At 72.2% G+C, this 25,712-nt stretch carries 23 protein-coding genes; 9 read left to right on the plus strand and 14 right to left on the minus strand.

Annotated features, from left to right (window positions below; translation table 11 throughout):
- Positions 1-71 precede the first annotated feature (71 nt).
- The 3 genes from IEZ08_RS22175 to IEZ08_RS22185 all read left to right on the plus strand — a co-directional run bounded on the left by IEZ08_RS22175 (position 72) and on the right by IEZ08_RS22185 (position 3,313).
- Positions 72-842, plus strand: coding sequence for a DeoR/GlpR family DNA-binding transcription regulator (locus tag IEZ08_RS22175; RefSeq protein ID WP_068921234.1), 771 nt, complete (start codon positions 72-74; stop codon positions 840-842).
- 239 nt (positions 843-1,081) lie between these two features.
- Positions 1,082-2,818, plus strand: a complete 1,737-nt coding sequence (locus IEZ08_RS22180) for a glycerol-3-phosphate dehydrogenase/oxidase (RefSeq protein WP_084779551.1) — start codon at positions 1,082-1,084, stop codon at positions 2,816-2,818.
- A 183-nt stretch (positions 2,819-3,001) separates the two neighbouring features.
- Positions 3,002-3,313: an aldo/keto reductase gene (locus IEZ08_RS22185; RefSeq protein WP_268249352.1), complete on the plus strand. Its 312-nt coding sequence runs from the start codon at positions 3,002-3,004 to the stop codon at positions 3,311-3,313.
- 117 nt (positions 3,314-3,430) lie between these two features.
- Here the strand turns inward: IEZ08_RS22185 and IEZ08_RS22190 are convergent, their stop codons facing one another.
- The 3 genes from IEZ08_RS22190 to vanY-N all read right to left on the minus strand — a co-directional run bounded on the left by IEZ08_RS22190 (position 3,431) and on the right by vanY-N (position 4,721).
- Positions 3,431-3,760 carry a type II toxin-antitoxin system PemK/MazF family toxin gene (locus tag IEZ08_RS22190; RefSeq protein WP_068921237.1) on the minus strand — a complete coding sequence of 110 codons (330 nt, stop codon included), beginning with the start codon at positions 3,758-3,760 and terminating at the stop codon, positions 3,431-3,433.
- Positions 3,757-4,056, minus strand: a complete 300-nt coding sequence (locus IEZ08_RS22195; RefSeq protein WP_068921238.1) for a hypothetical protein — start codon at positions 4,054-4,056, stop codon at positions 3,757-3,759. Before IEZ08_RS22195 ends, IEZ08_RS22190 begins: the two co-directional genes overlap by 4 nt.
- 68 nt (positions 4,057-4,124) lie before the next feature.
- Entirely contained in the window at positions 4,125-4,721 is a 597-nt protein-coding gene (gene vanY-N, locus IEZ08_RS22200) for a D,D-peptidase/D,D-carboxypeptidase VanY-N (protein WP_189242812.1), read from the minus strand.
- A 191-nt stretch (positions 4,722-4,912) separates the two neighbouring features.
- Here vanY-N and IEZ08_RS22205 point away from each other — a divergent pair, with 191 nt between their 5' ends.
- From IEZ08_RS22205 to IEZ08_RS22215, 3 genes are read left to right on the plus strand one after another with little or no spacing between them, the layout of a single operon-like run.
- Positions 4,913-5,587 (plus strand): response regulator, encoded by a 675-nt coding sequence (locus IEZ08_RS22205; protein ID WP_176728376.1) that lies wholly within the window; start codon positions 4,913-4,915, stop codon positions 5,585-5,587.
- 7 nt (positions 5,588-5,594) lie between these two features.
- Positions 5,595-7,103 (plus strand): ATP-binding protein, encoded by a 1,509-nt coding sequence (locus IEZ08_RS22210; RefSeq protein WP_068921241.1) that lies wholly within the window; start codon positions 5,595-5,597, stop codon positions 7,101-7,103.
- The gene (locus IEZ08_RS22215) at positions 7,100-7,591 is read left to right on the plus strand and encodes a GerMN domain-containing protein (RefSeq protein ID WP_068921242.1); all 492 of its coding nucleotides are present in this window, start codon (positions 7,100-7,102) and stop codon (positions 7,589-7,591) included. Before IEZ08_RS22210 ends, IEZ08_RS22215 begins: the two co-directional genes overlap by 4 nt.
- A 67-nt stretch (positions 7,592-7,658) precedes the next feature.
- Here the strand turns inward: IEZ08_RS22215 and IEZ08_RS40310 are convergent, their stop codons facing one another.
- The 9 genes from IEZ08_RS40310 to IEZ08_RS22260 form a co-directional block, all read right to left on the minus strand.
- The gene (locus IEZ08_RS40310; RefSeq protein ID WP_268249353.1) at positions 7,659-10,607 is read right to left on the minus strand and encodes a M36 family metallopeptidase; all 2,949 of its coding nucleotides are present in this window, start codon (positions 10,605-10,607) and stop codon (positions 7,659-7,661) included.
- 131 nt (positions 10,608-10,738) lie between these two features.
- Complete coding sequence (locus IEZ08_RS22225) at positions 10,739-11,020, minus strand: hypothetical protein (protein ID WP_068921243.1); 282 nt, start codon at positions 11,018-11,020, stop codon at positions 10,739-10,741.
- A gap of 157 nt (positions 11,021-11,177) precedes the next feature.
- A complete protein-coding gene (locus tag IEZ08_RS22230; RefSeq protein ID WP_189242813.1) occupies positions 11,178-12,425 on the minus strand; it encodes a TIGR04500 family putative peptide maturation system protein in 1,248 nt (415 codons plus the stop codon).
- Complete coding sequence (locus IEZ08_RS22235; RefSeq protein WP_068921245.1) at positions 12,422-13,414, minus strand: MvdC/MvdD family ATP grasp protein; 993 nt, start codon at positions 13,412-13,414, stop codon at positions 12,422-12,424. Before IEZ08_RS22235 ends, IEZ08_RS22230 begins: the two co-directional genes overlap by 4 nt.
- Before the next feature lie 207 nt (positions 13,415-13,621).
- Complete coding sequence (locus IEZ08_RS22240; protein WP_176728377.1) at positions 13,622-13,774, minus strand: hypothetical protein; 153 nt, start codon at positions 13,772-13,774, stop codon at positions 13,622-13,624.
- A gap of 55 nt (positions 13,775-13,829) precedes the next feature.
- Entirely contained in the window at positions 13,830-13,973 is a 144-nt protein-coding gene (locus tag IEZ08_RS22245) for a hypothetical protein (protein WP_176728378.1), read from the minus strand.
- A gap of 47 nt (positions 13,974-14,020) precedes the next feature.
- Positions 14,021-14,170 carry a hypothetical protein gene (locus IEZ08_RS22250; RefSeq protein ID WP_176728379.1) on the minus strand — a complete coding sequence of 50 codons (150 nt, stop codon included), beginning with the start codon at positions 14,168-14,170 and terminating at the stop codon, positions 14,021-14,023.
- A gap of 42 nt (positions 14,171-14,212) precedes the next feature.
- Positions 14,213-16,504 carry a peptidase domain-containing ABC transporter gene (locus IEZ08_RS22255; protein WP_189242814.1) on the minus strand — a complete coding sequence of 764 codons (2,292 nt, stop codon included), beginning with the start codon at positions 16,502-16,504 and terminating at the stop codon, positions 14,213-14,215.
- Between the two features lie 210 nt (positions 16,505-16,714).
- Positions 16,715-18,916, minus strand: a complete 2,202-nt coding sequence (locus IEZ08_RS22260) for a beta-propeller domain-containing protein (RefSeq protein ID WP_189242815.1) — start codon at positions 18,914-18,916, stop codon at positions 16,715-16,717.
- A 98-nt stretch (positions 18,917-19,014) separates the two neighbouring features.
- Between IEZ08_RS22260 and IEZ08_RS22265 the strand changes: the two genes are divergently transcribed.
- Together IEZ08_RS22265 and IEZ08_RS22270 are read left to right on the plus strand one after the other, a co-directional pair.
- Positions 19,015-20,580, plus strand: coding sequence for a succinic semialdehyde dehydrogenase (locus tag IEZ08_RS22265; protein ID WP_189242816.1), 1,566 nt, complete (start codon positions 19,015-19,017; stop codon positions 20,578-20,580).
- A gap of 126 nt (positions 20,581-20,706) precedes the next feature.
- Positions 20,707-22,401, plus strand: a complete 1,695-nt coding sequence (locus IEZ08_RS22270) for a GMC oxidoreductase (RefSeq protein WP_189242817.1) — start codon at positions 20,707-20,709, stop codon at positions 22,399-22,401.
- A 32-nt stretch (positions 22,402-22,433) separates the two neighbouring features.
- Here the strand turns inward: IEZ08_RS22270 and IEZ08_RS22275 are convergent, their stop codons facing one another.
- Together IEZ08_RS22275 and IEZ08_RS22280 are read right to left on the minus strand one after the other, a co-directional pair.
- Positions 22,434-23,138: an alpha/beta fold hydrolase gene (locus IEZ08_RS22275; RefSeq protein WP_068921248.1), complete on the minus strand. Its 705-nt coding sequence runs from the start codon at positions 23,136-23,138 to the stop codon at positions 22,434-22,436.
- Positions 23,139-23,171: 33 nt separating this feature from the next.
- Positions 23,172-24,425 carry an MFS transporter gene (locus IEZ08_RS22280; protein ID WP_068921249.1) on the minus strand — a complete coding sequence of 418 codons (1,254 nt, stop codon included), beginning with the start codon at positions 24,423-24,425 and terminating at the stop codon, positions 23,172-23,174.
- Between the two features lie 243 nt (positions 24,426-24,668).
- Here IEZ08_RS22280 and IEZ08_RS22285 point away from each other — a divergent pair, with 243 nt between their 5' ends.
- On the plus strand, positions 24,669-25,673 hold the full coding sequence (locus tag IEZ08_RS22285) for a LacI family DNA-binding transcriptional regulator (RefSeq protein WP_084780873.1): 1,005 nt from the start codon (positions 24,669-24,671) through the stop codon (positions 25,671-25,673).
- The last annotated feature ends 39 nt before the right edge of the window (positions 25,674-25,712 follow it).

A 25,712-nucleotide genomic window follows, 5' to 3' on the forward strand; every position in this document is an offset into this window, starting at 1 on the left:
GATTTATAGCAGTAGTGAGCAGAATTGCGCATCAGTAGGTTTTGATTGATCGTTGTGCCACTCTGTTCCCCGTGAGCCGATACGAACGCTGGAACGCGATTCTCGAACTGCTCGCCCAGGAAGGCCGGTTGACCGTCGAGCGGGCCGCCGAGTCGCTGGACGTCTCCACGGCCACGATCCGGCGTGACTTCGACCAGCTCGCCCAGCAGCAGATGCTCATGCGTACCCGGGGCGGGGCCGTCGCGCAGAGCGTGAGCTACGACCTGCCCCTGCGGTACAAGACGGCCCGGCACGCGGGGGAGAAACAGCGCATCGCCGAGGCGGCCACCGAGCTGGTGCCGCCCGGCGCGATCGTCGGCATGAACGGCGGCACGACCACCTCGGAGGTCGCCCGGGCCCTGGCGATCCGGGCGGACCCCGAGATCGGGTTCACCATCGTCACCAACGCGCTGAACATCGCCGCGGAGCTGACGGTCCGCCGGCACGTGAAGATCGTCCTGACCGGAGGGGTGGCCAGGCCGCAGTCCTACGAGCTGATCGGCCCGCTGGCCGCGCCGGTGCTGGAGCGGGTCACGTTGGACGTCGCGTTCCTCGGCGTGGACGCGATCGACGTCGAGGGGGGCGCCTTCGCCCACCACGAAGGCGAGGCGAGCGTCAACAACCTGCTGATCAGCAGGGCCGCCGAGGTCGTCGTGGTCGCGGACGCCTCCAAGGTCGGTCGTCGTGCCTTCGCGCGTATCTGCTCCCTCGACGCCGTCGGCACTCTGATCACCGATGAGAGCCTCTCCGACGAGGCCGCCGCCCGCTTCACCGACGCGGGAATCAAGGTCATCCGCGTCTGAGAGCAGAGTGGCCGGGCGACCGGGGTGACCGGGTGATCCGATGACCGGGCGTGGCGGGATAGGGGTGTCCGGCCGCGGCGGGGGCGTGGGATGTCCGGGTGTGGCGGGAATCTCGCCCACGCCCGCTACTCATGAGTAATGGCATTCGACGTGAAAGGGTAGATACTCCAGGGCTCCGCTCCCGGCACGCCGGGAGCGGACCTCGCACAGGACGACCGGTTCATCTCGGGGAGAGCAACATGACGGCGCGAATGGGCACGGCGCGGCTCGGTCCGGCCGAGCGGTCCGCCGCACTGGAGCAGATGGCCGCCCAGGAGCTTGACCTGGTGGTGATCGGCGGCGGGATCGTGGGCGCCGGAGTCGCGCTCGACGCGGCCACGCGCGGGCTGAGCGTCGGGCTGCTGGAGGCGCGCGACTACGCCTCGGGCACCTCGTCCCGGTCCTCGAAGCTGATCCACGGCGGACTGCGCTACCTGGAGCAGCTCAACTTCGACCTGGTCCGGGAGGCGCTGCAGGAGCGCGCCCTGCTGCTGCAGCGGATCGCCCCGCACCTCGTGCGGCCGGTGCCGTTCCTGTTCCCGCTCACCCACCTGGGCTGGGAGCGGCCCTACGTCGGCGCCGGGCTGGTGATGTACGACTCGCTCGGCTTCTCCTTCGGGTTCACCCGCGGTGTGCCCGGCCACCGGCACCTGTCGCGCACGCGGGCGCTGCGGCTGGCTCCGGCGCTGCGCCGTACCTCCTTCTCCGGGGCGGTCCAGTACTGGGACGCCCAGGTCGACGACGCCCGCTACGTGATGACCGTGCTGCGGACCGCCGCGACCTACGGGGCGCACGTCGCCTCACGGGCGCAGGTGGTGGGCTTCCTGCGGGAGGGCGAGCGGGTCACCGGGGTCCGGGTGCGCGACCTGGAGACCGGGGCCGAGCACCGGGTCCGGGCGCGGCAGGTGGTCAACGCCACCGGCGTGTGGACCGACGACATCCAGGAACTGGTCGGCGGGCGGGGCCAGATCCACGTGCGCGCCTCCAAGGGCGTCCACCTGGTGGTGCCGCGCGACCGCATCCACTCCCTCACCGGGATCATCCTCCGTACGGAGAAGTCGGTGCTGTTCGTGATCCCCTGGGGCCGCCACTGGATCATCGGGACCACCGACACCCGCTGGAACCTGGACCGGGCCCACCCGGCGGCCTCCCGCTCCGACATCGACTACGTGCTGGAGCACGTGAACCGGGTGTTGTCGGTCCCGCTCACCCGCGACGACGTCGAGGGCGTCTACGCCGGGCTCCGGCCGCTGCTGGCGGGGGAGTCGGAGGAGACCTCCAAGCTCTCCCGCGAGCACGTCGTGGCCCACCCGGTGCCCGGACTGGTCATGGTTGCCGGAGGGAAGTACACCACCTACCGGGTGATGGCGCGCGACGCGGTGGACGCCGTGGCACACGGCCTGGACCAGCGGGTCCCGCCCTCGTGCACCGACCGGATCCCGCTCGCCGGGGCGGAGGGGTACCAGGCGCTGTGGAACTCCCGGCAGCGGCTGGCCCAGTCGTCCGGGCTGCACGTGGCGCGGATCGAGCACCTCCTCCAGCGGTACGGCTCCATGATCGACGAGGTGCTGGTGCTGATCGAGCAGGACCCCTCGCTCGCCCGCCCGCTGTCCGGGGCCGACGACTACCTGCGCGCCGAGATCGTCTACGCCGCCACCCACGAGGGCGCCCGTCACCTCAACGACGCGCTGGCCCGGCGCACCCACATCTCCATCGAGACCTTCCACCGGGGCCTGGCCGTGGCCGAGGAGGCCGCCGAGCTGATGGCCGGACCGCTGGGATGGGACGGGGAACAGGTCAAGCGTGAGGTGGAGTACTACACCAAGCGCATCGAGGCCGAGCGCCTCTCCCAGGAACAGGACACCGACCACGAGGCCGACGCCATCCGCCTGGGCGCCCCCGAGATCGTCCCGATCGCCACCCCCGACCCCGTCTAGGACGTTTTCGCGCACCGACTACCCGGAGATCGTCCCGCTGTGCCGCCGTGAGGGCATCGGCCAGCTGGCCTTCCAGCCGCTCGCGCAGGGTGTGCTGCCCGGGAAATACCGGCCCGGCCAGGAACCGCCGGACGGGACGGGGGGGAAGGCCGGCGGCTCCTGGCCCCCACATCCGTCAGGAGGGTGCTCGGCCGGCGGCTTCTCGAACGTGTGCAGCACCTGCTCCCCGTCGCCGCGGATTGCGGCCTCTCGGCCGCTCAGCTCGCGATCGCCCGGGTGCTCCGGCAGCCGGGGGCCTCCTCGGTGGTCGCCGGTGCCACCAGACCCGAGCAGGCGACCGAGAACGCTTCGGCATCCGGTAAGAAGATCGACGATGTCACCCTGGCACGGGTGGACGAGATCCTCGGGGACCTCATCGACCGGGATCCCGCCAAGACCGCCCAGATGATGGCGGTCAAGCCGGAACGGATGGAGACCGCAGCCGGAAACGGTTAGCCGTGGACGGAACCCGTCCGCGGGGACATGGACCAGGACTCCGCCGGGCGCCGTGACCGTGAGCGGTCCTGAGATCGTTCCGCCGCCGGGCCACGTCTGAACCGGCCTCCGAAGGTGTCACAGGGCGAGAGCGTGCTGCAGCCCCTGCCCGATGCGCACCATCGTCTGGAGGCTGAGCTCGCCGAGATCGCGCCGGATGTCCTCGGGGAAAAGGATCGCGATGTCGTCGCAGAGCGCACGCCCGGGCACCGGATCTTCGGGGGCCATCTCGACGATGCTGGGAAGCGGTGGCGTCTGCGATGTGGTGATCCGTACGGCGAGATAACTCGGCAGGCCCCGGTTGCGGGCGTTGTTGCTCACGATGACATACGGCTTCTCGCCCCGCTGCCCGCGCAGGTCGGTCATGTAGACACGGCCGCGGAGCGGCCATCCGTAGCCGGGCGTCATTCTCGGCCGGCCACTTCGGCGGCCCGATGCCACGCCGCCCGGTGGGCGGCGTGGTCCTTGCCGTTCTGCGTGGCGGCCAGCATGGCGTATCCCGCCAGCATGACCTCTTCGCGGACGGCTTTGCGGGCGATGCTCATCAGGGCGTGCAATGCGACGGCGAAGGACTTCTCCAGTTTCGGCGCACCGCCCACCAGGCGGTGCACGGCCATGTACTCGGGGCTGCCGGGGTCGCGGACGGCCCTGAGGAACTCTTGGTCGTGCTCGGTCAAAGGCACGGGGATCTGGCGGACTTCCATGCGTTCATGATGCACCATCCTGGACACTCTTTGCTTATGCTCGGTTGCAAACCGTTATGGCGGGGTGGTCAATGCCACTCGGCCGGTTCGGGTGCGCTCTGATCACCGCTCTCGGTGACGTGGCCCACGCCGGGGTGGGGCCGTCGTCGTGGCGGTGTGCCGCCGCTGTCCGGGCGGTGCTCGAAGTGCCACCACTCGTTGTCGTAGATGCGGTAGAGGTCGTAGCGGGCGCCGTGCTCCTCCAGCCAGCGCGCGCCTTCGTGGGGGCGCACGTCCAGCGCGATGCCCTTGACGTGGCCGGATTCCGCCGGCGGTAACACGAGCATCCGCGCCGAGGCCGGGGAGCCGGAGCGGCGCACCTCCTCGTCGAACATCCGTTGCTGGACGTGGGGATCGCGGTATCCCGAGGTGAGGCCGATGAGCTGGCCGTGACGCCAGAGCGCCTCGGCGCGCGCCGCGGTGAACGCCGCCCTGGCGCCCTCGGTGAGGCCGGTGAGGTCCTCGGCCGGGAATCGCATCTGTAACGCCCAGTGGCAGGCCAGTTCGCGGGCGCGGCCGGGACGGCGGACGAACGCCGCGGGGAGCAGGAGCACGGCGAGCACCAGCGTGACCGCGGCGTACAGCCGGTCTCGGGGCCGGAGCGGGACGGTGCGTGGTTCGTTCATGCCGAACTACGATTGGTGCCGAATATGCGTGCGTCGTCCGCCGCATGTCACGGTTCATCGACGGCGGCGATCGTCGGCGCGACCGTGACACGACCATGACACGGCGCGGACGGAGCGGGGACACGACCGGCCGACAGTGGATGGAGTCGACCGGCGGGCGAGGTACGGAGCGTGCGGTGATACTCGGCGGCGTGTCGCGGGTGTTGTTGATCGAGGACGACCCGGCCGTGCGGGAGGGTCTTGAGCTGGCCCTGACCCGCCACGGGCACCGGGTGCGCGCGGTGGAGTCCGGCGAGCAGGGGCTGGAGTGGCTGCGCGCCGACCTTCCCGACGTCGTCGTGCTCGATCTGATGCTGCCCGGCATGGACGGGTTCGAGGTCTGCCGTCGCATCCGGGCCGCCGGGGAGGTGCCGATCATCATGCTGACCGCGCGCGGCGACGACATCGACGTGGTGGCCGGGCTGGAGGCGGGCGCCGACGACTACGTGGTCAAGCCGGTGCGGCCCAGGGTGCTCGAGGCACGCATCCGCGCGGTGCTCCGGCGCATCGACCGGGACCGGGGGGAGCTGGAGCGGTACGGGGATCTGACCATCGATCGGGCCGGGCTGGTGGTCGCCAAACACGGCGTGCCGGTGGGCCTGGCCCCGACCGAGCTGCGCCTGCTGCTTGAGCTGTCCGGCACGCCGGGCCGGGTGCACAGCCGCCAGCAGCTGCTGGAGTCGGTGTGGGAGCACGACTACTTCGGCGACTCGCGTCTGGTGGACGCGTGTGTGCAGCGGTTGCGTGCGAAGATCGAGGACGACTCGGCGGCGCCCGTCTACGTTCAGACGGTGCGCGGGTTCGGGTACCGGTTCGGGCCGGTGTGAGCCACCGGTGGGACCTCGGCCGAGCCTGGGGCTGCGTGCCCGGCTGCTGTCCGCGTTCGCACTGCTGTGCGTGGTCACCGCGGCGGCGGTGGCCGGCGGGATGTACGTCCAGGCCCGAACCGAGATTCTGCAGCGGACCCAGGACGCCGCGGTGCGGGCGATGACGAGCCGCCTGCAGACGCTCTATCCGTTGCGGAATCCGGCGCCGGGCCCGGACGAGCTCGGCCGGATCGCCCGCACCGTGGCCGACGGGAACATCTCCGCGGTCGCCCTCTACCACGGGACGCACTCGCCGGCCGACCCGCGGCCGGGGCCGCCGGCCGCCCCGGGCTCCGGCCCGCCGCCGTGGCGCCAGAGGCCGGGCGGGAACGCGCCGGTCCTGGACCCCGGGGTGATTCCGGCGGAGCTGCGGCGGACGGTGGCCGACGGCGAGATCGCCTGGCAGCGCGTGGTGTGGCGGGGCGAACCCGTCCTGATCATCGGTACGCCGCTGCTGATCATCGATCGGGACCGGACGACGCGGATGTCCGGCATCGAGGTCTACGTCGCCCGCGACCTGAGTCCCGAACAGCGCAGCATCGACGCGCTCGCCGCACGCGCCTGGCTCACCGGCGGGGCGGCCCTGGCGTTCGCGGTCGTCCTGGCGTCGCTGGCCACCCGCGGCGTGCTGGGCCCGGTGCGCGAGCTCGGCCGGGCGGCACGCCTGCTGGGCGAGGGCGAGCTGCGGACCAGGATCGCGGTCCGCGGCTCCGACGAGCTGGCCGAGGTGGCACGCACGTTCAACACCACCGCCGCGGAGCTGGAACGGCACGTCGAGCAGCTGCGTGCGATGGAGGCCGACGCCCGCCGGTTCGTGGCCGACGTGTCCCACGAGCTGCGCACCCCGCTGGCCGCGCTCGCCGCGGTCGCCGACGTCCTGGACGAGGAGGCGGCCGGGCTGCCCGAGCCCGCCGGCCGGGCCGCCAGGCTGGTCAGCCAGGAGACCCTCAACCTCACCGCTCTGGTGAACGACCTCATCGAGATCAGCAGGTTCGACTCCGGCGTCGCGGCCCTCGCGCCGAACGAGGTCGACGTGGCCGAGCTGGTGCGCGCGACCCTGCGCGTCCGGGGCTGGTCGGAGTCGGTGCGGACCGAGCTTCCACCCGCGGTGACGGCATGGCTGGACCCGCGCCGGGTGGACGTCATCCTGGCGAATCTGGTCGGCAACGCCCTGCGGCACGGCGAGCCGCCGGTGTCGGTGCGGCTCCGCGCCGACCCGCACCGGATCGCCCTGGAGGTCCGCGACCACGGACCGGGGCTGGACGAAGCGGTGCTGCCGCACGTGTTCGACCGGTTCTACAAGGCCAGCGCGGCCAGGGCCAGGTCCGAGGGCAGCGGCCTGGGCCTGGCCATCGCGCGGGAGAACGCGCGCCTGCACGGGGGTGACCTCACCGTCGCCAACGCCCCGGACGGCGGCGCCGTGTTCACACTGAGCCTGCCACGCCGGGCGCACGAGCCGGGCGGAGGTTCCGGATGAGGACCGGGCTCTCCCGCCGCGTGCTCGCCGCGGGTCTCGTATCGCTCGTCGCCGCGGCCGGCTGCGGCGTGCAGCCCAGCGACGTCATCATCGGTGACGCCCCGCCGAGCGGAGCCGCCGCACCACCCACGGCGATCACCGTCTACCTGGTGAAGAACGACCGGCTCCGCGCGGTGACACGGCCCGGTGATCGACCGCTGTCGTTCCCCGCGGACACCCTCGCGCTGCTGGCCGCCGGGCCCACCGCGCAGGAGCGGGCGGACGGGTTCACCACCGAGGTCCCGCCCGAAGCCGGCCCGTTCTCGGTGACCGTCGAGCCGGCCGGCCACGTGGTGGTGACGCCCTCCACGCGGCCGGCCGGCGGGCTGTCCCCACGGGCCGTCGAACAGATCGTGTGCACGGCCGCCGCCGCAGCGCCGGCGAGACCCGCCCGGGTCACCGTCGCCGGTGCCGGGAAGGACGTCGACCCCCGCGACTGCCCGCAGTAGCGGCGGCTCCCGCCCCGGGGAGGGGGCGGGAGCCGTACCGCACGGGTCACCGTGCCGGGGTGGAGCCTCAGCGGGTGAACGCCTGGAACTCGGCGGCGCGGACGTGCTCGCGGGCCGGGCTGGCGGTGCCGCAGTCGGTGGCGGAGTTGGGGTCGTTGTCCTGCTCACCGGCGTAGAGCGGGTTGCCGGTGCACTGGCTGGAGACGACGCGCAACGCCAGGTGGGTGGCCGTGGTCGTCGGGATCTTGAAGGACTTGATGATCAGGTCGGCGCCGCGCGGGCGCGGCAGGCGGGTCGGGAAGGCGTCGGCCGGGCTGGTGTAGACGACCGAGAAGTTCGCCGGGGATGAGCAGTCCTTGGCGGTGGCGTCGCAGGCCAGGACCTCGAAGGCGCGCAGGGCGCTGAAGCGGTTCTGGCCGCCGGGGTCGGCGGAGTCGCCGGTGTTCGGCCGGAGCATGGCGCTGACCTGGACCCGCCGGACCTTGACCGGGTCGGAACCGGCCAGGTCCACGGTGACCGACTTGCCGGCGACCGCGCCGGTGAGCGAGGCCCAGTTCGTCGCCTCGGTCTCGTCGATCAGCAGGGCCTGGTTGACGCCGTCACCTGTCGCCGCCGCGCCGAGCGTGGCGGAGGCGAGGTTCTTCGGCAGCGCCAGCGGCAGCGGCAGCGTCACCCCGGGCACGACCGCGAAGGTCACCCGGGTGTGGCCGTAGCCCTCGCCGACGACCAGGAAGTCGTACACTCCCGGGGTCATCTCCACGGTGTCGCCGAGCTCGGTGTCCGGGTCGGTGTCGGCGACCGGTACGGCCCGGCCCTCGTAGTGGCCGACGTAGAGCCGGAGCGCGGCGCCCCTGGCGTCGGCGAGCGGCTTGAGCTGGAGCCTGCCGTTCTTCCCGGTCGGGTTGACGAAGCTCGGGGTGGGGTCGGGGTCGTTCTGGTTCAGGCTCGCCGCGCCCTCGCCGAGGCCGTGCTCGGCGAACGCCCGCCACATGATGTCCTGGTTCCTGCCGCCGAAGCGGATGGCGTCGGCCGCGAGCAGCGCGTCCCGGTGGTCGACGTAGCTGACCGCGCCGGAGGCCATCAGCAGCAGCGCGTCGAAGGACAGCTGCGCCCAGCGCCGGTTGCCGGGACACTTCTCGACCGCGATCTTCCCGTCGGCGCACGCCCGCTGGACGGCCGGGGTGCCCTTGCCGTACCGCCTGACGAACGCCTCGCGCACGTCGAACTGGGTGGCCGACCAGATCTCGCCGTCCGCGTGGACCTGCTGGCCGACGAGGTCGTAGGCGATGTCGCTGTAGTTCAGCGGGGACTTGGACATGTCGTAGTTGCGGATGCCGGCCTTCTTGTCGCCGGTGACGTAGCCGCCGGTCACGTACGGCGTGTCGCCCGCGGGGCGGAAGCCGTACTCGGAGAGGTACTCCATGGCGAACAGGTCGGAGGTGCTCTCGTTCATGGCGCCCGGCTGGGCCCCGCTCCACCCGGCGTTCGGACCGGCGATCATGCGGCCGGAGATCGCGTGGGTGTACTCGTGGCCGATGACCGACATGTCGTAGTCGCCGTCCACGCAGGGCGCGTAGAAGGCACCCGCGATCGGCTGCCAGAGGTACATGTTGGTGATCGGCGCGACCCCGTCGGGACCGGTGATCTGGTTGGCGTTGTCGCGAACGGTCAGCACCCGCGCGCCCGCCTGGGCGTTGCCCTGCTCGGGGTCGTCGCCGAGGCCGCCGCGGTCACCGTTCTCGTCCTGCATGTTCCAGGCCGTCTCGGTGAAGCCGAGCCGGTAGGACCAGTCGTGCATGCGGTTGTGCATGGCGTGCAGGTTGGCGATGGCGGCTTCCAGGTCGGCCTCGCCCGGCTGGTCGAAGACGGCCGGGTCGCACTTGGCGGTGTACCACCTGTTGGTCCACGGGTAGACGTAGTTGCGGCTCGGCGTGAGCACGTTGCTGCGGGTGCCGACGGTGAACGGGTCGCCGCTGGCCCGGTTCTCGAAGGTCCGGGCCGCGTTGCCGATGCTGGTGTTCGTCGGCGTGTTCGTGGTGTGGTCCACGTCCCAGGCCCGCCCCGTCGCCGGATCACCGCCGACGACGTAGTCGCAGCCCGGCCCGGGGACGTAGCACCACCGCGCGCGGGTGTCGGTGGAGGAGTAGTCGGCCGGCGGGTTGGCCGGGAAGACCTCCCACTGCGGGTTGTCCGGCTCGGCCCGCTGGTCCGCATGGTGGTCCACCAGGTTCTCGCGGGTCAGGATCGCGCCGCTGACCGCGTCCACGTGGGTGGTGTAGGCGGCGGGTTCGTCACCGCCGCCGATCAGGACCACCTGGTAGGCGCTGTGCGTGCCGTCGGGCGCGGGTACGGCCACCGCGGTGACCTTCTTGACGGTCGCCGTCGCCAGGTCGATGCCGCCGTCCCGGGCGGCGGCCTCCAGCGCCTGCTGCTCGGTGAGCGTGGCGGCCGGGGGCGCGGCGGTGGAGCGGGAGAGCGTCGAGGTGACGTGCAGGACCTTGCCGTCCCGGACGCCGATCGCCACCTGTCCGTCCACGCCCGCGGGCAGGTCGCCGAACTTCTGCCGGAGCAGTACGGCGTGGCCGTCCCCGATCGGGTTGACCGCGACCTTCTCCAGGGCGTCCACGGCCGCGGCGTCCAGACCGAAGAGGTTCTCGTTGGCCTTCAGGTAGGCCCGGGCCGCCTGCTCGGGATCGGCGCCGAGCCCCTCCGCCAGCGGGGCGGAGCCGGTGACGACGGCGGGGGTGCCTAGAGCGTTCCAGCGGATGGTGGCGGCGCCGACCGCCTTGGACCGCGCCTGCGGCGGCGCGACGGAGCCGCTCCGGTTGTCCACGTCCGGCTTGCCGTGCTGCTCGGCCTGGAAGTCGTGGACGTCGGGGGTCTTCCCCGCGGGCCCGTTCTGGACCTCGTTCTGGGTGGCGCTCTGCGCGGCGCCGGGGACTGCCAGGGCGGGGAGTGAGAGGGATGCCGCCGCTGCGGCGACGACGGTGATACGTAACCAGGGCTTGCTTGACACCGTGCCTCCTGGGGGGATGGCCGTCGTTGGCCATGGCGGGCGTGGATCGCGCCTGCTGCGACAGAAGTAACATCTGTCGGGTGTCGTGACAAGATCTGGTAAAGGTTGATAAGTCGGTGTAATAGGGCTCGCTACTCCGCCTGCCAGAGGTAGGAGATGGGGAGCGCGGTCAGCCGGTCGCCGAACGGCAGGGGATCGGCGCCGATCCGGGAGAGCACGATCTCGTTCGCGGTGCGGGCGGCCAGGAGCCGGAGCAGGCGCAGCGTCGAACTCGGTCCGTCTCTGAAGGAGCCCGGGTCGCGGAAGGCCGCGTCGAGGAAGCCGTCCGGCTCGTCACGCAGTTCTTCCTGGGAGAAGGGCCAGAGCTCGAAGAAGACCGCGCGTCCGGCCAGGGACTCCGACAGGGGCGGCAAGGAGAGGACGCGGCGGCTCTGAATCGGGGATCGGGGATCGGCCAGGGGCCTATCGAGGATTCGGCGGCGAGAAATGGAGGATCGGCCAGGGTCCTGTCGAGGATTCGGCGGGTGTGAGGCCGAGGATCCGCCGGACCGGTGGCGGTGATCCGCGGCGTCAGGCCTTCAGGGCGGCGTCGAGCGCGTCGGTGCGGGCCGTACTCCCCCAGAACCACTGCACGTGGGCATGGCGTCGCTGCTCGCGCAGCCAGTCGTCGAAGATCCGCCGCTCGATGATCTTCCTCGTCGGCGGGTTCAACGCCGCCGGCTCCACGGCGAGCACGACGGTGACGCCGAACCCCCCGTCACCGGTCGGGTGGGGGCCGAGGACCGCCCCGGCCCGCGCGCCGTCCGCGTCCGCGCCGTGCAGGGCGGCGAGGTCCTCCCGCGGGTTCCCCTCGATCCGGCAGGTGCCCAGGCCGGCGAGCGCGGCTTCCGTCGCCAGGGCGGTCGCCAGCGCGCCCAGCTCCTCCGCCGTCGCGCCCCCGGACCGCTCCCGGAGCCGGGCCGCCGCGACGTCGGCGTCGGCGCGGGCGCCGTAGCGCAGGCGGACCACACGCAGCACGTCCAGCCCGGCGCCGTGCTCGGCGAAGAAGTCCTCGACCCGTCCGCCGGTCACCCGGCGGCGCAGCCGCGCCACCTTCGCCTCGACGGTGACGATCTCCTCCAGCCGTGCCTGGCCGAGGCCGCGCTCGGCCATCCACTCCTCGGTCGCGCGGGCGGTGAGGAGACCCCGGGCGCGGCGGAAGGCGTCCATGGCGGCCTGCAGCTCCTCGTCCGCCAGGTCGGCGGAGGAGGCGGCCACCTCCTGCTCGACCAGGCAGCCGTTGACCAGACGGACGGCGAGGCCGGCGTCCTCCCACAACACGTCGAGCAGGGAGACGACCTGCTCGATCTGCACGTCGACGCCGTTGACGCGGAGGACGACCTGCTCACCGGAGCGCTGGCTGCCCCGCAGCGGCCAGGGGATCGCCCGATCCGGGGCGAAGGCCAGGGAAACGGTGCCGCCGGTGGACGGCAGGAGCAGGTCGTAGTGGTAGTCGCCGGTGGCGGCCTCGCGCTGCCACACCAGCCGCATGTCCGCGCCGGGGTGCCGGGTCCGCAACCGGCCGAGCCGCCCGCGCGCCTCCTCGGGCCCGAGCCCGTCCAGCCCGCGCAACCAGCGCAGGGCGTCGCCGAGAAGACCGGAGGTCACGGCCTCGGAAGCACCGGAAGCACCGGAAGCACCGGGAGCACCCGCGCCTGGCGGCGTCACGGTCTCCGGGGGCGCCACGGTCCCGGCGGGGACAGGGGCAGGGGCGTCCGGGCGCGGCGTGGTGTCCGGGGACGTCGCCGTCTCCAGGGGGGTCGCGGTCTCCGGGGTCATGCGCGGGGTCCTTCCAGTAACAGGTCGCAGACGGCCTGGCTGATCGGCAGGCCGGTCAGCTCCTCGATCCACAGCCACTGGCCGTTGGGGTTGATCTCCATGAACACGTACTCGTCCTCGGGCGTGAGGATCAGGTCGAAGGCGCCGTACAGCAGGCCGAGGCGGTCCACCATGGCCAGGCAGCGCCGGCCGACCTCGTCGGGGAGCCGGTGGACGCGGTGCGGGGTGACGTCGGTGTTGTAGCGGCGCCAGTCCAGCCGGGACCGGTTGGACGCCTGCGAGTGGATCTCGGCGGCGAAGATCTGCCCGCCCACGACGGTGACCCGCAGCTCCAGGCGTTTGGGCACGTACCGCTGCACGATGACCGGGCAGAACCGCAGCGCGTCCGCGTAGGCCAGGTCGCGCGGGGAGACCGGTTCGCAGAAGCGGGAGATCGTGTCACCGCTCCGGAGGTTCTCCACCCACGGTTTGGCGAACGGCTTGGTGACGATCTGGCCGTCGTGGCGGTCGTGGAAGTCCCACAGTTCCCGGGCCTGCGTGGTGATCAGAGTGTCCGGCACGGTGAAGCCCAGTTCGGCCGCGATGATCAGCTGGGAGGATTTCCGCCCGGCTCGCAGGAGCACGGACTCGGCCGCGGGCACCTTGCGGCAGGGCAGGTGCTCCCACAGGTCGGAGATCAGGCTCGTGCTCTCCCGCGCGGCGTACGCCGCGATGGCGGGGTCGGTCAGCTCGGGATGCGCCTGCGGCGGCGTCGGGCGCCGCCACCACAGGGCGGTCAGCTCGTTCAGGTCCACGGTGCCGGTCCCGGTGCGCAGCAGGCGCCGGGTGAGACCCCGGCCGGTGTAGGCCAGCTCGACGTGCGCCTCCGCGGGGTAGAGCCGGTGGTCGAAGACCGTGACGCGGGCGCCGCGTCCGGTCAGCAGGCCGGTGACCCGGGTGGCGTGGGGGTCCTCGTCGCCGGTGAGGACGAGGACATGCGGGGCGGACACGGGTTTCCTCCGTCGGGAGCCGGAACGTGGGGCGGGACACGGGCACACGGCACCGCGACACGGTGGGCGGATGCCGGGACGTGGGCGGGGACGCGGCGCGTCATGGGACTTGCGGCAGGAACCCATGACGCGCCGCTCCCGTCCTCCACGAAGGACGGGTTCCACGACACGGGCTTCACGGAGAGAGCACGGGCCCTCTCCGCCCGGTCAGTCCTGGACGCAGACGCCCGGGGGGTCGATCTGGGTGCCGCCTACTTCGATGACGAGGATTCGCGGCCGACCGCCGCTGATGCCGTGCAGGGCGCTCTCGTCGAGCTCGTCGCCGACGGGGGCGAGGTCGTTGAGTTCGGTCCGGTTCATGCTGTCGCTCCTTCTGCTCTTCGTGAAAGGGCTGCCCGGTCGTACGACCGGCCGGTCAGTCGTCGCTGAGGCAGACACCCGGAGGGTTGACGTAGGTCCCCCAGATCTCTCGCGGCCGGCCGCCGCTGATGCCGTGCAGGGCGCTCTCGTCGAGCTCGTCGCCGACGGGCGCGAGGTCGTTGAGTTCGGTCCGGTTCATGGCGTTGTTCCTCTCTCTGGAAAGGGCTGGCTCTCTCGACCGCGGGTTCAGTCCATGGCGCAGTAACCCGGCGGATCGACCTGGGTCAGCGCGATGAGCCTCGGTCGGCCGCCGTTGATGCCGTGCAGTGCGCTCTCGTCGAGCTCTTCGCCCAGCGGCGTGATGTCCTCGATCCGGCTGCGTGTGCCGTCGTTCACGAGCACCCCCTCCACTTCGGGATTTCCTTGATCGAGAGGCTGTCAGGGCCGTCTTGGAAGCGACTTGTGAAGGGGTGCAAAGCCGCTGACCCCGCCGCTGACCTCGCTGCTGGCCTCGCTGCTGGCCTCGCCGCCGGCCTGCCTCCCGGCGAGCCGCGCGTAGTGGCCGCCCAGCCGGAGCAGCTCCCCGTGGGGACCGGTCTCGGCGATCCGGCCGCCGTCGAGCAGGACGATCAGGTCCGCGTCGCGGACGGTGCTCAACCGGTGGGCGATCACGATGCGGGTCTGGGTGAGCGTGCCGAGGTTCGCGTCGATGACCGCCTCGGTGTCGGCGTCGAGATGGCTGGTGGCCTCGTCCAGGAGAAGGATGTCGGGCCGGGTGAGCAGGGCTCTGGCCAGGGCGATGCGCTGCCGCTGCCCGCCGGACACGCCGCCTCCCTCCGTCAGATGGGTGTGGTAGCCCATGGGCATGGCGGTGATGTCGTCGTGGACGTGGGCGAGCCGCGCCGCCTCGTGCACCCGGGAGAGGGGCGCGTCCGGGTCCCCCAGGGTGATGTTGTCCAGGATCGTCCCGGTGAACAGGGCCGGTTCCTGCGTCACCACCCCGAACCGGCGGCGCAGCCGGCCCGCGTCCGCCGCGGACAGGGCGGTCCCGCCGTAACGGATCTCGCCCTCGGCCGGTCCGAGCAGTCCCAGCAGCACTCTGGCCAGGGTGCTCTTGCCGGAACCCGATCTCCCGACCAGGGCGACCTTCTGGCCGGGAGGGATCCTCAGGTCGATGCCGCGCAGGATCCAAGGACTCTCGGGCGTGTACCGGAATCCGACCCCGCGCAGCTCGATCTCCATCGGACCGGTGCGGCCGGGAGCGGCGGAATCGGCGGGAGCATCGGAAGAGAACCGGGAGGGGGTGTCCCGGACGCCGGGGGAGGGATCGGGGAGGTCGCCCCGGACCCCGGACTCCGGCCGGGTGCTCCACAGGTCGGCCAGCCGCTCGCCGTGCACCCGGGCGAGCTGTGCGCTGCGCAGGCCGCCGGTCAGCGCCGCCAGCGGGGCCAGGCTCGCCACGGCCAGGGCCTGCAGGCCGAGCATGGCGCCCAGGCTGAGCTGGTGGGTCGTGACCTGCCAGGCTCCCACCCAGAGCAGGGCCAGGGGGGTGCCGAACCGCAACGCCGCCAGAGCGGAGTCCTGCAGGCCCTGCGCCACCCCGTTCCGCCGCGCCCGCCGCATCTGTGTCGCGAGCAGCCGTGACCAGCGGCCGAGGACGCGTTCCTCGGCCCCTGCCGCTTTGATCGTCTCGATGCCGCGGACGCTCTCGATCAGCTGTCCCTGGGCCTCGTTGCGGGCCTCCATCTCCCGGTGGGTCAGGTCGGCGAGCCGGCGGTGGGTCGTGGTGAGCAGGATGATCTGCGCCGCCGCGAAGGCCAGCAGGATCACGCCCAGCAGCGGCGACCGTACGGTGACCACGAGGAGGTACCCGGCGGCGAGCGGCCCGTCCAGCAGGGCGGTCAGCGCCTGGCCGGTGAGGAGTTCGCGCAGCAGGGTCACCCCGGAGATCCGGGAGACCAGGTCGGCGGAGCCCCGGTGGGCGAAGAATCGGAAGGGCACCGAGAGCAGGCGCCGGGCCAGCTCGTCCAGGAGGGCGGTGTCCGCGCGGGTCCGCAGCGCGATCAGCGCCCAGGACCGTGCCGCGCCGACGGCGAACTGGGCGGCGACCGTCACGGCCATGCCCAGCCCGAGCAGGGTCAGCAGGTCCGTCTCGCCCGCGGTGAGCACCCGGTCCACGACCGTCTCGGTCACCGCGGGCAGCACCAGGCCCAGGGCCTGCAGGGCCAGGCTGAGCAGGATCAGCAGGGCCAGCAGGCCGCGGTGGCGGCTCACGATCACCCGGAGATACCGGGACCACCAGCTCGTCCGGTCGCCGACGCGGCCGGTGCGGAAGTCCGCTCCCGGGCTGAAGGTGAACGCCACCCCGCTGTAGTCCTCGGCGAAGTCGCGGGGGGTGACGCCCACGCGTCCCAGCGCGGGATCGATGATCCCGATCCGGCCGGGGGAGACCCGCTCGACCACGACGAAGTGGCTGTGCCGCCAGTGCACCACCGCCGGCAGCGGAAGCTCGGCGACCCGCGCCGCGGGCACGGAGGCGGCCCGGGTGGCCAGGCCGTGCGCCCGCGCGGTGCGCACCAGGGTCAGCGCGCTGACCCCGTCCCGGCCGATGCCCATCTCCTCGGAGAGGACGTGGACCGGGACGCGCCGCCCGTGCGCGGCGAGGATCATCGACAGGCACGCGGCGCCGCATTCCACCATGCTGTGCTGGAGTATGACCGGAACCTTCATGGATCGGCAGTCTCCGGCACCCGCCTTGGATCCGGCTTGCGAGCGACTCGATCATCGCGGACGACCCGGTCATGCCGCCGACCCGGTCATGCCGCCGACCCGGTCATGCCGCCGCCCCGGGCGCGGTGCGGTCCGGGGCGGCGGGGCGCGGCACGGGTGTGAGCCGTACCGGATCGGGTCAGCGGTACGGCGCGGCCGTACCGGATCGGGTCAGTCGAACGGGATCCAGGCCTGCTCCGACAGGTCGGCCATGGAGTTGACCTTCAGGCCGAGGTCGGAGACCGTCCAGAGGCTGTCGCCGATCACGATCGAGCGGCGGATGCCCGGGTCGTAGGGGGCGATGCGGGTGTCGTTCACCGGCTTGGGCGCGGGGTGGACGATGGTCCCGGTCTTGGCGACGGCGGAGTCGTCGATCTTCAGGACCAGGGCGGCGCCGTTGGTCTGCTCGGTCCCGGTCCAGGTGCTCAGCGGCAGCACGGCCATGCCGGTCTTGGCCCAGTACAGGAAGGCGTGCGGGTCCCACTCGGCCTCGGAGCCGGAGTCCTTCTGGAACAGCTGCGACAGACGGCGCGGGGCGGCCGGGTCGCTGACGTCGAAGAGGGAGACCTGCGTGCCGAGGGTGCGGCCGTCCTTGTTCGCCTCCTGGCCGATGCCGATCAGCCGCCCGTCACCCGCCGGGTGGAGGTAGGCGGAGTAGCCGGTGATCTTCAGCTCCCCGGTCTTCTTCGGCGCCGCGGGGTCGCGCAGGTCGAGGACGTAGAGCGGGTCCACCTGCCGGAAGGTCACCACGTAGCCGACCGGGCCGATGAACCGGACCGAGTAGATCCGCTCGCCCTCGCCCAGGCCGCCGACCTCGCCGACCTTGGCCAGCGTGTCGGCCCTGAGCGCGTAGACGGTGCTGGAGCTGCTCTTCTCCGTGTTCAGGGTGGTCGCGATCCGCAGGTGCCCCTCGTGCTCGGACATCGAGTACTGGTTGAGCAGCCTGCCGGGGACCTTGCCGGAGGCGACGTAGCGGGGCGCGCCCGGCGCGGTGATGTCGAAGCGGTGGACCTCGGTGTCCTCCGGCGGCGCGACCGGGGTCTTCCCGGACTCGGGCGTCTCAGTCGGGATGGGATCGGGCGTGTCCGTCGGCGTGCCCGTCGGCGTGGGGGCCGGGGCGGAGGCCGTCGGGGCGGGCGTCGACGGGTCGGGCAGGAGGCTGGGCTGGCCCTCGGGCGGCGGGGCGACGGTCTCCTCGGCGGGGGTCGGCTCCACCTTCGGGGCGCCGCCGGGCGTCGTCGCCTCGGGGGAGGACGCGGGTTCCTCCTCCAGGATGATCGGCTCGACCGGCATCGGCCACCACCAGCGGGGGTTGCTGGTGACGTACAGGCTGGAGCCGGTGCCGTAGACGGTGTCCCCGTCGGCGGCCACGCTGATCGGCGCGCTCTGCGACAGCGCCGCGGCGCCCTGCCCCAGATCGAGGGTGTGCACGGTCAGCATCGAGGTGCCGGTGTACTTCGCCGGGTGGCTGACCTGCTCGCACTTGACGGAGTTCTTCACCGTGGTGCCGCCGGCGTCGGTCACCTCGTAGGTCGGCAGCCACGCCTCGATCGGCGCGTTCCGCACGGTCTCGACGTTCTTGCGGGTCCGCTCGGTCTCCGTGGCGTCGGGACCGGGGTCGCGGAACTCGATGCGGGGCTGGCTGCGCACCACGAGCCGGACCGTCGAGCCGATCATCCTGGCGTCCACGTGGGAGCCGTCCGGGGTGATCGAGCCGAGGACCTTCGGCTCCCCGGACAGGTCGATCAGCGTGTAGCGCGGCCCCGGGCTGGGGGCCATCTTGGCGGCCGCGTCGAAGGGGATGATCCCGCCGCCGGAGAACAGCACCAGCGCCCGGTCCCCGCTGACCAGCAGGTCCGCCGGGGCCCACGCCTGCTCGGCGTCCACCAGCTTCACCGTCCCGGTCACCTTCCGGGTCGCGGTGTCCACCACGCGCAGCACGCCCCGGTTGACGGTGATCACCCGGTTGCCGTCGGTCTTCACCAGGTCCGGCTCGTCGACCCCGGCCTCGTGGGTGTTGGTGGTGGAGTGCTCCGGAGCCCTGGACTCCTTGGCGGCCGCGCTGTCCTCGGCGCCCGTGGCCGTCCGGTACATGACCTCCGGGCCGCCGAGACCCCACGGCCCGACGTTCTCGGCCGCCGCCGCGCGCAACCCGGTCAGCATGTCGTCGCACCCGCTGTAGGCGACCAGCTTCACATTCCCCAGATCCACCACCGGCTCGGTCGTACGGCCCGCGCCGGGATCCGTCCCGGCGGAGGTGCACGCGGTGGCCAGCAGGGCGGTGGCAAGGGTGACGGCGCCCCACCGGAGGGTCCCCAGGGGAGTTCCCGTGGGGGAGCCCGCGTGCGCCGCCGTACGAATCGATGTCCTCATGCCCCCATGACGGATGGCACGCGTGCCCGGTTCAACGCCCGGCCCGGTTTGCTACCGACCAGTAGCCATGAGCGTGCCTCCCCGCATACCCTTCGGTCATGGCCGCCACTCTCGGAGCTGACCGGGCACTCGACCCGCGCATGATCGAACGTGTCTCCCGGCAGGTGACCTCCGGCGGGAAGACCCAGACGGTCATCGCGCCGTTCACCGGTGAGACCCTCGCCGAACTGCCGATCTCCACCGCCGAGGACGTCCGTACCGCCCATGCCCGGGCGCGCGCGGCGCAGCGGGAGTGGGCGGCGCTGCCGGTCCGGGAGCGGGTCAAGCCCTTCCTGCGCCTGCACGACGCGCTCCTCGACCGCCGCGAGGAGATCCTCGACGTGGTCCAGTGGGAGACCGGAAAGGCGCGCCGGCACGCCTTCGAGGAGGTCCTCGACGTCGCGGGCTGCACGCTCTACTTCGCCCGGCGGGCGCCCGGCCTGCTGGCGCCCCGGCGGCGCGCGGGCATCTTCCCGCTCGCCACCAAGGTGACCGAGACCCGCCACCCCAAGGGGGTCGTGGCGCTGATCTCCCCCTGGAACTACCCGCTCTCCCTCGGCGTGACGGACATCGCCCCGGCCCTGATGGCGGGCAACGCCGTGGTCCACAAGCCCGACACCCAGACCGCGCTGTCCACCCTGTGGACGATCGACCTGCTGGTCTCCCTGGGCATGCCCCGCGAGATCTGGCAGGTCGTGCTCGGCGAGCCCGCCGAGATCGGCGACCCGCTGCTCGACGACGCCGACTACGTGGCGTTCACCGGCTCCACCCGGGGCGGCAGGAAGATCGCCGAAGAGGCCGCCAAGCGGCTGATCGGCTGCTCGCTGGAGCTCGGCGGGAAGAACCCGATGATCGTCCTGGAGGACGCGGACCTGGACGTGGCCGCCCAGGGCGCGCTGCGCGCCTGCTTCACCAACGCCGGGCAGCTGTGCATCTCCATCGAGCGCCTCTACGTCCACGACGCCGTGTACGACGCGTTCACGGACAAGTTCGTCCGGCTGACCCAGAACATGAGGCTCGGCTCCGGCCTCGACTGGAACGTGCAGATGGGCTCGCTCACCTCGCGCCGCCAGCTGGAGGCGGTGAGCGCGCACGTGGACGACGCCGTGGCCAAGGGCGCCCGGGTGCTCGCGGGCGGCCGGGCCCGCCCCGACCTCGGCCCGCTGTTCTACGAGCCCACGGTCCTGGCCGACGTGGACGAGACCATGGACCTGTGCCGGGAGGAGACCTTCGGCCCCGTCGTCTCGATCTACCGGTTCTCGGACGAGGCCGAGGCCGTGGAGAAGGCCAACGACACCGTCTACGGGCTCAACGCCTCCGTCTGGACCCGGAACGTGGCACGCGGCCGGGCGCTGGCCGCCCGGATCAAGGCCGGGACCGTCAACCTCAACGAGGGGTACGGCTCCGCCTACGCCTCCTACGACGCGCCCATGGGCGGCATGAAGTCCTCCGGCCTGGGCCGCCGCCACGGGGCAGAGGGCCTGCTGAAGTACACCGAGGTGCAGAACATCGCCAGCCAGGCGTCCTGGCTGGGCTTCGAGCCGATCCTCGGCATGACCTACGACAAGTACGCCGACACGCTCACCGGCCTGCTCAAGACCATGAAGAAGCTCCACCTGAAGTAGCCGGGCGGCCGGGGCCGGGGAACGCCGGGGGAGAGCGACACCGGGGAGAGCGACGCCGGGGGAGAGTGACGCCGGGGGAGAGTGACGCCGGGGGAGAGTGACGAGGTCCGGAAGGGAGGCCGCGACGTGTTCGACTACGACGTGCTGGTGATCGGGTCGGGGTTCGGCGGGAGCGTCGCGGCGCTCCGGCTCACGGAGAAGGGCTACAGGGTCGGCGTCCTGGAGGCGGGGCGGCGTTTCGACGAGCGCACGCTGCCCAAGACCTCCTGGCGGGCCCGCGACTTCCTGTGGGCGCCGGGCCTGGGCATGAAGGGCATCCAGCGCATCCACGTGCTGCGCGGCGCGAAGGGCACCGGGGTCATGGTCCTGGCCGGCGCCGGGGTCGGCGGCGGCTCGCTCGTCTACGCCAACACCCTCTACGAGCCCCTGGACCCGTTCTTCGCCGACGCCCAGTGGGCGGGCATCACCGACTGGAAGGCGGAGCTGGCGCCGTACTACGACCAGGCCAAGCGCATGCTGGGCGTGGTGCTCAACCCGACGCTCACCCGCGCCGACGAGATCATGAAGAAGGTCGCCGAGCGCATGGGCGTGGGCGACACCTTCCACCGGGCCCCGGTCGGGGTCTTCTTCGGCACGCCCGGTGTCGAGGTCGACGACCCCTACTTCGGCGGGGCCGGGCCGCGCCGCCGGGGCTGCACCGAGTGCGGCGAGTGCATGACCGGCTGCCGGCACGGGGCCAAGAACATGCTGATCAAGAACTACCTCTACCTGGCCGAGAAGGCCGGGGCCAGGGTGCACGCGGAGACCACGGTCACCTCGGTCCGGCCCTCGGGCACGGGGTACGCGGTCGAGGTGCGCAGGACGGGGGCGCCCTGGCGGCGCCGTACACTCACCGCCGGGCAGGTGGTCTTCGCGGCCGGGACGTACGGTACGCAGCGCCTGCTCCACCGCCTGAGGGCCACCGGCGCGCTGCCCCGGATCTCGGACCGGCTCGGCACGCTGACCAGGACCAACTCCGAGGCACTGCTCGGCTTCGAGCGACTGGGCGTCAAGGGCGAGAAGCTCAACCACGGCGTGGCGATCACCTCCTCCATCCACCCCGACGCGCACACCCACATCGAGCCGGTCCGCTACGGTGACGGTTCCAACGCGATGGGCATGCTCCGCAGCCTGCTGATCGACGGCGGCGGGAACGCTCCGCGCTGGCTGAAGTTCCTCGGCGAGGCGGTGAGGCGCCCGCACCTGGTCCCGCGCCTGTTCAACCACCGCCGGTGGTCCGAGCGCACGATCATCGCCCTGGTCATGCAGGCCAAGGACAACTCGATCACCCTGTCGGCCCGCCGGGGCCCGTTCGGCTGGAGGCTGCGCTCCCGGCCGGGGCACGGAGAGCCCAACCCCACCTGGATCCCGGCCGGGCACACCTTCGTCCGGCACGCGGCCGAGGAGATCGGCGGCATGCCCGGCGGCTCCTGGCTCGACCTGTTCGACATCCCCGCCACCGCGCACTTCCTGGGCGGTTGCGCCATCGGGGCCTCGCCGTCCGACGGGGTGATCGACCCCTACCACCGCGTCTACGGGCACGCCGGCCTGCACGTCGTGGACGGCTCATCCGTCTCCGCCAACCCGGGCGTCAACCCCTCGCTGACCATCACCGCCCAGGCCGAGCGCGCCATGGCGCTGTGGCCCAACCGCGGCGAGACCGATCCCCGTCCGCCGCTGGGCTCCGCCTATGTACGGCTGGCGCCGATCGCCCCCAAGAACCCGGTCGTCCCCGCCGCCGCCCCCGGCGCCCTCCGCCTGCCCATCGTGGACGTCACCTGACCGTGCGGGCGGCCGTACGGAGGACGGGACCGTCAGAGCCAGTCGTCGATCGAGGTCATGAAGTCGTCGTACAGGTGCCGGTGGATGGTGTGCCCGGAGCCCGTGACGATGCGGACCTCGAAGCCCTTCTCCTTCAGCTCGGCGGCGAAGTCCGGCGGAATGAGGAAGCTCGGGTCGGCGAGCTGGACCAGGGAGGGGACCACCGGCTCGGGGGTGAGGTCCAGGCCGCAGGACGGGCCCAGCGCGAGCGCGGTCCCGGTGTCCCAGCCCTTGAGCATCTCCAGCTCCACCTCGACTTCGTCGGCCGGCCAGCCGGGCTGCATGGCCGCGATCTGCTCGCGGGTGGCGTTCTTGCCCTGCACGAACAGGTCGGTCATGGGCGTGCCGTCGAGCACCGGGAGCCGGAAGGCCGGGTCGGAGTAGATCGCCCGGCCGGGCCGCAGGCGCTCCACCGCGCGGCCGAGGACCAGCCCGCCCAGTGAGTGGCCGATCGCCAGCTCCGGCGCGGCGGGCACCGACTCCAGCAGCGCGTCCGCGAGCGCGTCGGGGAAGTAGTCGGAGGGGTCCGCGCCGCGCGGACTGTCGCCGTGCCCGGGGAGGTCCACCGCGACGACCCGGTAGCCCCGCTCCGCGAGCGCGGGTCCCACCCGCCACCAGCACAGGGAGCTGGCCATGATTCCGTGGATCAGCACGGCGACCCGGTCGCCGGAGCCCCACTCGCGCGTGTTCAGTCTCATCGGGTCTCTCTTTCCTGACGTTATGGCCCGTTTCTACCGGACTGACGTGACGGGGAGTACGGCGACCGCGCCGAAGAGGGAGATGACGATCGCGGCGACCCAGAGCGCGCCGTACCCGCCGGAGGCGGTCACGATCGACCCCGCGATGAACGGTGCGATCATCTGCGGGCCGGCGTTGGCGATGTTGAGGATGCCCATGTCGCGGGCGGCGTCGCCCTTGCTGGGCAGCACCAGTGTGACGATGGCCATGTCCACCGCGCCGTAGGCGCCGAACGCGGCACCGTGGATGACCGCGTAGACGAGCATCGAGGTCATCGTCGGCCAGAGCAGCGGGAGCAGCATGGAGGCCGCGGTGACCAGGCCCGCGACGGTGACGAAGAGCTTGCGCCGGTTCAGCCGGTCGGAGAGCGGGCCGCAGACGACCGCCGTGATCATCGCGGCCAGGGTGGAGACGATGGTGACGGTCGCGACGGCCTGGGGGGCCTCCTCCTTCGGCAGTCCGATGTAGTCCTGGAAGATGAACAGCGCGAACAGCAGCACCATGAAGTAGCCGAGGATGATCAGGGCGCGGCCGACGAAGACCCACATGAAGTCGCGGTGGCCGAGCGCCGAGAGGAAGTCCCGGACCGCGGTGACGAGGGAGACCTTGGGCCGCTCGGCGACCTCGTACTCACCCGGGCGCGGGTCGTGGGTGGTGGAGACGACCAGGAGCGCGCCGAGGACCACGGCCGAGCCGAAGACCAGGTAGCCGAGGGAGACGCTGGCCACGAAGAACGCCGCGACCTGGGTGCCGACCATGATGCCGATGGAGGTGGCCACGGCGATGACCGCCGAGGCGGTGCCCCGCCGCTCCTCCGGGACCCGGTCGGGGACGATCGCGGTCAGCGCGGCCTGGTAGAGGTTCATCATCGCCTGGGCCAGCGACCAGCCGAGCAGGATCATCGGGATGGTGGAGACCTGGCTCATCAGCAGCATGGTGGCCAGCGCCGCGAGGGCGCCGCCGAGGATCCACGGGTTGCGCCGCCCCCACCGGGAGCGGGTCCGGTCCGACAGGGTGCCGCCGATCGGGTTGAAGACCGTGGCGAAGACGGCGCTGACGCCCGCGACCAGGGCGACGTTGGACACCTTGTGCTCCGGGTCGATCTCGGCGATCTGCGTCTGCACGAGCAGGCCGCCGACGCCGAGGTAGAGCGCGAACATGACGGCGTTGGAGACACCGAGAACGGCCAGGAGTCTGGGCAGGCCATCCCCGCGGACCTCGGTGCGGGGGGTTTTGGGGGCGCTCATCTGCGGCTCGTCGGCATGGTGCTCTGCGGCATGGTGGGGGATTCCTTTCGCGCTGCTCACAGGGGGGTGACGCGATGGTTATACGTATAATCAGTTGATAGCAGCCGCGAGCCGGGGCGACAAGAGCAACGTTCTGTAACGGCCGGGCCGCACGGCGGTGGTCCGACGGACGACGTCGGGAGGCGGTGCGGCGGTGTCGGAAGGCGGGAGCATGGGGGGCGGTGTCGTGGTGGGATGGTGCCGATGAACGCCACGCCCCCCACGCGGCCTCCCACGAGCCTCGACGTCGCCCGGCTGGCCGGGGTCTCCCAGGCGACGGTCTCCTACGTCCTCAACGACCGCCCGGGTGCGCGGGTCAGCGACGAGACGCGGGCACGCGTGCGCGAGGCCGCCGACCGGCTCGGCTACGTGCCGCACGCCGGGGCGCGGACGCTGCGCACCGGCCGGAGCGGCCTCGTCCTGATCTCCATGGAGGACATCCCGTACGGCCCGCTGGCCGTCGGCACGCTGGAGGAGCTCGACCGTGAGCTCTCCCGGCGCGGCTACACCCTGGTCCAGTACGGCGCCCGCCGCCTGAAGGGCGTGCCCGCCGCCCGCGCCTGGGCCGAACTGCGGCCGGTCGCGGTGCTGGCCGGGGCCGGGAAGCTCAACCGCCAGGCCGTGGAGGTGCTGCGCTCGGCCGGGGTCAAGGCGGTCGTCGCCCTCGGGAGCCGGCCCTCGCCCGTGGTCCCGAGTGTCGTGCTCGACCACGAGGGGATCGGGGTCATGGCGGCCGAGCACCTGATCGACCGAGGCTGCCGCTCGCTCGCCGCGGTCGTCCCGGCCGAGGACGGCCTGCGTGAGATGGGGGAGCACCGGCTGGCCGGTGTCCAGCGGGTCGCGCGGGCCCGGGAGATCCCGCTGACCAGGGTGGATCTCCCCTTCCACGAGGACGGCGCCGCGGCCCTGGCCGAGTTGTGGCGGAGGGTGGACGGGGTGTTCGCCTACAACGACGACTACGCCATGCTGCTGATGGCGGTGCTGGGTGACGCGGGGCTGGCGGTCCCCGGTGACGTGCGGATCGTCGGCTGCGACGACCTGCCGCTGGCCGCCCTGCTGCGCCCGAGGCTGACCACGATCAGGCTCGACGTCTCCGCGACGCCGTCCGCGCTGGTCCAGCGGCTGGAGGAGATCATCGCGGAGAGCCCGGCGGTGCCGTCCAGGATCGACCCGTGGACGGCGACCCTGATCGTCAGAGAGTCGTCCTGAGCCGGGACGGCTCCGGGCCGACGGGTGCCGCATCCGGGT

Source organism: Planobispora rosea, assembly GCF_014648175.1.
Taxonomy (GTDB): Bacteria; Actinomycetota; Actinomycetes; order Streptosporangiales; family Streptosporangiaceae; genus Planobispora; species Planobispora rosea.

Bases quoted from the DNA above. Each gene is read 5' to 3' on its own strand.
- IEZ08_RS22180 (WP_084779551.1), top strand. From the start codon at position 1,082: ATGACGGCGCGAATGGGCACGGCGCGGCTCGGTCCGGCCGAGCGGTCC.
- IEZ08_RS22190 (WP_068921237.1), bottom strand. From the start codon at position 3,760: ATGACGCCCGGCTACGGATGGCCGCTCCGCGGCCGTGTCTACATGACC.
- IEZ08_RS22195 (WP_068921238.1), bottom strand. From the start codon at position 4,056: ATGGAAGTCCGCCAGATCCCCGTGCCTTTGACCGAGCACGACCAAGAG.
- vanY-N (WP_189242812.1), bottom strand. From the start codon at position 4,721: ATGAACGAACCACGCACCGTCCCGCTCCGGCCCCGAGACCGGCTGTAC.
- IEZ08_RS22215 (WP_068921242.1), top strand. From the start codon at position 7,100: ATGAGGACCGGGCTCTCCCGCCGCGTGCTCGCCGCGGGTCTCGTATCG.
- IEZ08_RS22230 (WP_189242813.1), bottom strand. From the start codon at position 12,425: ATGACCCCGGAGACCGCGACCCCCCTGGAGACGGCGACGTCCCCGGAC.
- IEZ08_RS22240 (WP_176728377.1), bottom strand. From the start codon at position 13,774: ATGAACCGGACCGAACTCAACGACCTCGCCCCCGTCGGCGACGAGCTC.
- IEZ08_RS22245 (WP_176728378.1), bottom strand. From the start codon at position 13,973: ATGAACCGGACCGAACTCAACGACCTCGCGCCCGTCGGCGACGAGCTC.
- IEZ08_RS22255 (WP_189242814.1), bottom strand. From the start codon at position 16,504: ATGAAGGTTCCGGTCATACTCCAGCACAGCATGGTGGAATGCGGCGCC.
- IEZ08_RS22260 (WP_189242815.1), bottom strand. From the start codon at position 18,916: ATGAGGACATCGATTCGTACGGCGGCGCACGCGGGCTCCCCCACGGGA.
- IEZ08_RS22265 (WP_189242816.1), top strand. From the start codon at position 19,015: ATGGCCGCCACTCTCGGAGCTGACCGGGCACTCGACCCGCGCATGATC.
- IEZ08_RS22275 (WP_068921248.1), bottom strand. From the start codon at position 23,138: ATGAGACTGAACACGCGCGAGTGGGGCTCCGGCGACCGGGTCGCCGTG.
- IEZ08_RS22280 (WP_068921249.1), bottom strand. From the start codon at position 24,425: ATGAGCGCCCCCAAAACCCCCCGCACCGAGGTCCGCGGGGATGGCCTG.
- IEZ08_RS22285 (WP_084780873.1), top strand. From the start codon at position 24,669: ATGAACGCCACGCCCCCCACGCGGCCTCCCACGAGCCTCGACGTCGCC.